This window comes from Ramlibacter sp., assembly GCF_028291745.1.
Classification (GTDB): Bacteria; Pseudomonadota; Gammaproteobacteria; order Burkholderiales; family Burkholderiaceae_C; genus Ramlibacter.
In genome coordinates this window covers 1-4,909 of sequence record NZ_JAQGNQ010000133.1, presented here as the reverse complement: position 1 = coordinate 4,909, position 4,909 = coordinate 1, and the positions used below count along the sequence as shown (strand labels likewise).

Sequence of the window (4,909 nt, the reverse complement as noted above, 5' to 3'; positions counted from 1 at the left end):
TCGGTAAGCCCAAGCTGTATTTCGGCGTCACCGCCGGCAACATGGATTCGATGGTCAACCGCTACACGGCCGACCGCAAGATCCGCTCGGACGACGCCTACACTCCGAACGGCGAACCGAACAAGCGGCCCGACCGCACCGTGACGGTGTACGCCCAGCGCGCGCGCGAAGCGTTTCCCGACGTGCCGGTCATCATCGGCAGCATTGAAGCGTCGCTGCGCCGCATCGCCCATTACGATTACTGGTCGGACAAGGTGCGCCGCTCGGTGCTGCCGGACTCGAAGGCCGACCTGCTGCTGTTCGGTAACGCCGAGCGCGCGCTGGTCGACCTGACGAACCGCATGGCCGCTGGCGAGAACATCAAGGATATCCGCGACCTGCGCGGCACCGCCTTCATGGCGCCCGCCGGCTGGTTGCCGGGCGCCGACTGGAGCGTGGCCAATTCGACCCGGGTCGACGTGCCCGGCAAGGTCGACGCCCATCCCGATCCGTATGCGATGGCCCAGGAAGACAAAACCGCCTGCGCCACCGACAACAACGCCGCCGCGCCCGAGGTCGTCAAGCCGATCCGCATCATGTCGCGCGAAGAGCGCCAGGCCCTGGCGAAGGAAATACACAACAAGACCGTGGTGCGGCTGCCGGCCTACGACGTCGTCAAGGACGACCCGGTGATGTACGCCCACGCCTCGCGCGTGTTCCACCTCGAATCGAATCCGGGCAACGCGCGCGCGATGGTGCAGGCCCACGGCGAACGCGACGTCTGGCTGAACCCGCCGCCGCTGCCGCTGGCGATGGACGAGATGGACGGCGTCTACGACATGAATTACGCCCGCGCGCCGCACCCGAGCTACGGCAAGGCAAAAATTCCCGCGTGGGACATGATCCGCTTTTCGGTCAACATCATGCGCGGCTGTTTCGGCGGCTGCACCTTCTGCTCGATCACCGAGCACGAGGGCCGCATCATCCAGAGCCGCTCCGAGGATTCGGTGATCCGCGAGATCGAGGAGATCCGCGACAAGGTGCCCGGCTTCACCGGCGTCATCTCCGATCTCGGCGGCCCGACCGCGAACATGTACCGCATCGGCTGCAAGAGCCCGGAGATCGAGTCCGCCTGCCGCAAGCCGAGCTGCGTCTACCCCGGCATCTGCCAGAACCTCAACACCGACCACAGCGCGCTGATCAAGATGTATCGGCGCGCGCGGGCCTTGAAGGGAGTGAAGAAGATCCTGATCGGCTCGGGTCTGCGCTACGACCTGGCCGTGCAGTCGCCCGAGTACGTCAAGGAACTGGTACAGCACCATGTCGGCGGCTACCTGAAGATCGCGCCGGAGCACACGGAACAGGGCCCGCTCACCCGGATGATGAAGCCTGGCATCGGCAGCTACGACAAGTTCAAGGCGATGTTCGAGAAGTACTCGGCCGAGGCGGGCAAGAAGCAGTACCTCATCCCGTACTTCATCGCCGCGCATCCGGGCACCAGCGACGAGGACATGATGAACCTGGCGGTGTGGCTCAAGCGCAATGGCTTCCGCGCCGACCAGGTGCAGACCTTCTATCCCAGCCCGATGGCGACGGCCACGGCGATGTACCACTCGGGCAAGAACCCGCTGCGCAAGGTGACGCGCGACAGCGAGGGTGTCGACATCGTGCGCGGCGAGCGCCGCCGGCGCCTGCACAAGGCCTTCCTGCGCTATCACGACTCGAACAACTGGCCGCTGCTGCGCGAGGCGCTGAAAGCCATGGGCCGCGCCGACCTGGTCGGCAACGGCAAGCACCACCTGATCCCGAGCTACCAGCCGGTGACGGATGGCAGCTACGCAAGCCCGCGGCGCAAGAACTCCACGGCAACCCCGCCCAAGGGCCGGGTGCTCACGCAGCACACGGGGTTGCCGCCGCGGAAGGTGAAGTAGGTTCGGCCCATGCCTGTGTCGATGTCATTGCGGGCTTGACCCGCAATCCACCGCCGCAGGCGGCCCGAGCGCCGCATGGATCCCGGGTCAAGCCCGGGATGACATCCATCGCATGCCTCATTCCAGCGTGTGCAGCGGCAAATCCTGCTGCACCGCGAGGGCGTCGATCTCCGCCCGCGTCCGCCGGGCAAGGAAGGCCCTGATCGCCTCGTGCGTTGCAGCGGCGCCCATGTCCGCTCCCGCACCCGCCAGCTCGCACAAACGCGCCGCAAAGTGCGGCTCCAGCGCAGCCACCGCCACCCGCCCATCTACGCACGCATACACGCGATAGCCCGCGTGGGCGCCACCGACCGCGCCGGTGCTCTGCGTCAATCCCCAGCGCCGGGGCAGGGCGAGCCAGCCGGCCGCATCGGTCAACGGCACTTCGAGATACAGCCCTTCGGGATGCGGATCGCCCGTGCCGGCATAGCGCTCCTGCTTGCGCAAGGCCGCCTGCAGCACCGCCTCGCTCGCGATCAGCGCGCCGCTCATGTCGGCATACAAGGTGGCCGGCAGGTCGACGCCGGTGACCAGGTCATGCTCCGCGAGATAGGTGAGATCGTGTCCCGGCTCCTCGGCGCGATCCCCCGCGGCGCCGACGATCGCCACCTGGGTCAGGGTGGGATGCCGGCTGTGCAACTCCTTCCACCCGAGGCCCAGCTTGTGCAAGGCCGAAGGCCGGAAGGACGTAAGCAGCACATCGGTGCGCGCGAGCTCGCGTTGCAGCAGTTGCTGCCCCTCGCGCGTTTTCAGGTCCGCCGGCAGCACCTTCACGCCCGCGTGCAGTTCGGCGTACGCGCCCGGGTTGTAGCGGCCCATGGGATCGCCGGCCGGTGGCTCCAGCTTCGTGCAGCTCGCGCCGAGACGGCGGCAGCGCAGCAAGGCGGCGGGGCCGGGCAGGTTGAGGGCGAGGCTCAGGATGCGCAGTCCGTGAAGCGGGGCGAAGGCAGCGGGCATGGGAGCGGGCGCGGTGTGGAGGTCGGGACAGGCTAGCAGACCGGCACCTTGGTGCCCGCTTGCGCTCGGGTACACCCGGATGCCCGCAGCGGGACCGAGGGCTACGCTCGCCAGCGTTGCCGGAGCCTCCGGCGTGCCACCCACGGGAGTCCACGGAATGCTGTTCAAGCGCACCCTGATCGCACTGCTGGCGGTGTCCGCCGCGACCCTCGCCCAGGCCCAATCCAACTGGCCGACCAGGCCGATCACGCTGGTGGTTCCCTTCGCGGCCGGGGGCCCCACCGACGTCGTCGCGCGCACGCTGGGCGTGGCCATGAGCAAGACGCTCGGCCAGAGCATCCTGATCGACAACAAGCTCGGCGCGGGCGGCACGATCGCGGCCAGCTTCGCGGCGCGGGCGGCCCCGGACGGCTACACCTTCTTCATCCACCACAACGGGATGGCGACGTCGCCGGCCCTGTATCGCAAGCTGTCCTTCGATCCCATGAAGGACTTCGAATTCGTCAGCCAGGCCGTCGAAGTGCCGATGACCCTGCTGGCGCGCAAGGACTTCCCGGCCAACAACCTGCAGGAGCTGATCGCCTACGTGCGCGCCAACCACGAGAAGATCAACCTGGCCAATGCGGGCCTGGGGGCCGTCTCGCAACTGTGCGGATTGATGTTCCAGCGAGCCATCGGCGTGCAGGTGACCGAGGTGCCCTTCCAGGGCACGGCGCCGGCGATGAATGCGCTGCTGGGCGGGCAGGTCGACATCATGTGCGACCAGACCACGCAGACCGTGCCGCAGATCCAGGCCGGCAACGTCAAGCTCTATGGCGTGACCACCCGCACCCGCGTGAAGGTGCTGCCCAATGCGCCGACGCTGGCGGAGCAGGGCCTCAAGGACTTCGAGGTGGTGGTGTGGCACGGCATCTATGCACCCAAGGGCACGCCCAAGGCGATCATCGACAAGATGAATGCCGCCGTGCGCACCGCGTTGAAGGACCCGGAGGTGGTCAAGCGCATGGACGCGCTCGGCGCCGAGATCGTGCCGGATGCCACCAACACGCCCGAGGCGCTGCACGTGTGGCTCAAGTCCGAGATCGACAAGTGGGGACCGGTGATCAAGGCGAGCGGGAAGTTCGCCGATTGAGCCTCTTGCCCCTTCCCCCTGCGCGGGAAGGCTGGGATGGGGGCGCTCCCCGGTATCGCGCCAGTCGCAGCGCCCCACCCCAACCCTCCCCCGGAGGGGAGGGAGAAACAACCAGGCTCAGAGCGGCAACCCCACATAGTTCTCCGCCAGCGCCATCGACGCTGCCCGCGAGTTCACCAGGTAATCCAGTTCCGCTTCCTGCAGCTTCTGTCCGATCGGGCCGTCGCTCGGGAACTTGTGCATCAGCTGGGTGAACCACCACGAGAAGCGCTCCGCCTTCCAGACGCGGCGCAGCGCGCGCTCGGAATAGTGGTCCAGTCCCGCATCGCTGCGCTCCCGGTAATGCTCGATCAAAGCGGACGACAGGTACTTCACGTCGGAGGCGGCGAGGTTCAGGCCCTTGGCTCCGGTGGGCGGCACGATGTGCGCCGCGTCACCCGCGAGGAACAGGCGCCCGAAGCGCATCGGCTCCGCGACGAAGCTGCGTAGCGGCGCGATGCTCTTCTCGATCGAAGGGCCGGTGACGAGCCGCTCGCGCGCCTCGGGATCCAGCCGCAGGCGCAACTCGTCCCAGAACGCCGCATCCGACCACTGCTCCACCTTCTCCTGCAGCGGCACCTGCAGGTAATAGCGGCTGCGCGTCGGGCTGCGCATGGAGCACAGCGCGAAGCCGCGGTCGGTGTTGGCGTAGATCAATTCGTGGAACACCGGCGGCACGTCCGCCAGCAGGCCCAGCCAGCCGAAGGAATAGACCTTCTCGAATTCGCGCACGGCGTGCTTCGGCACGCTGGCACGGCTGACACCGTGGAAGCCGTCGCAGCCGGCGATGAAGTCGCAGGCGATCTCGTGCTCCTGCCCGCCCTGCCGATAG

4 protein-coding genes are annotated in these 4,909 nt (G+C 67.6%); 2 read left to right on the top strand and 2 right to left on the bottom strand.

The features are described from left to right. A partial coding sequence (locus tag JWP60_RS24785; RefSeq protein ID WP_299797619.1) for a YgiQ family radical SAM protein occupies window positions 1-1,910 on the top strand: 1,910 nt, incomplete at its 5' end. A gap of 117 nt (window positions 1,911-2,027) precedes the next feature. On the opposite strand, the gene JWP60_RS24780 is transcribed toward JWP60_RS24785, so the two are convergent. After that, the gene (locus tag JWP60_RS24780; RefSeq protein ID WP_299797616.1) at window positions 2,028-2,906 is read right to left on the bottom strand and encodes a CoA transferase; all 879 of its coding nucleotides are present in this window, start codon (window positions 2,904-2,906) and stop codon (window positions 2,028-2,030) included. A 157-nt stretch (window positions 2,907-3,063) separates the two neighbouring features. Between JWP60_RS24780 and JWP60_RS24775 the strand changes: the two genes are divergently transcribed. After that, complete coding sequence (locus JWP60_RS24775) at window positions 3,064-4,038, top strand: tripartite tricarboxylate transporter substrate-binding protein (protein ID WP_299797613.1); 975 nt, start codon at window positions 3,064-3,066, stop codon at window positions 4,036-4,038. A gap of 117 nt (window positions 4,039-4,155) precedes the next feature. Here the strand turns inward: JWP60_RS24775 and JWP60_RS24770 are convergent. Then, on the bottom strand, window positions 4,156-4,909 hold a 754-nt coding region (locus JWP60_RS24770; RefSeq protein WP_299797610.1), incomplete at its 5' end, for a 4-hydroxybenzoate 3-monooxygenase.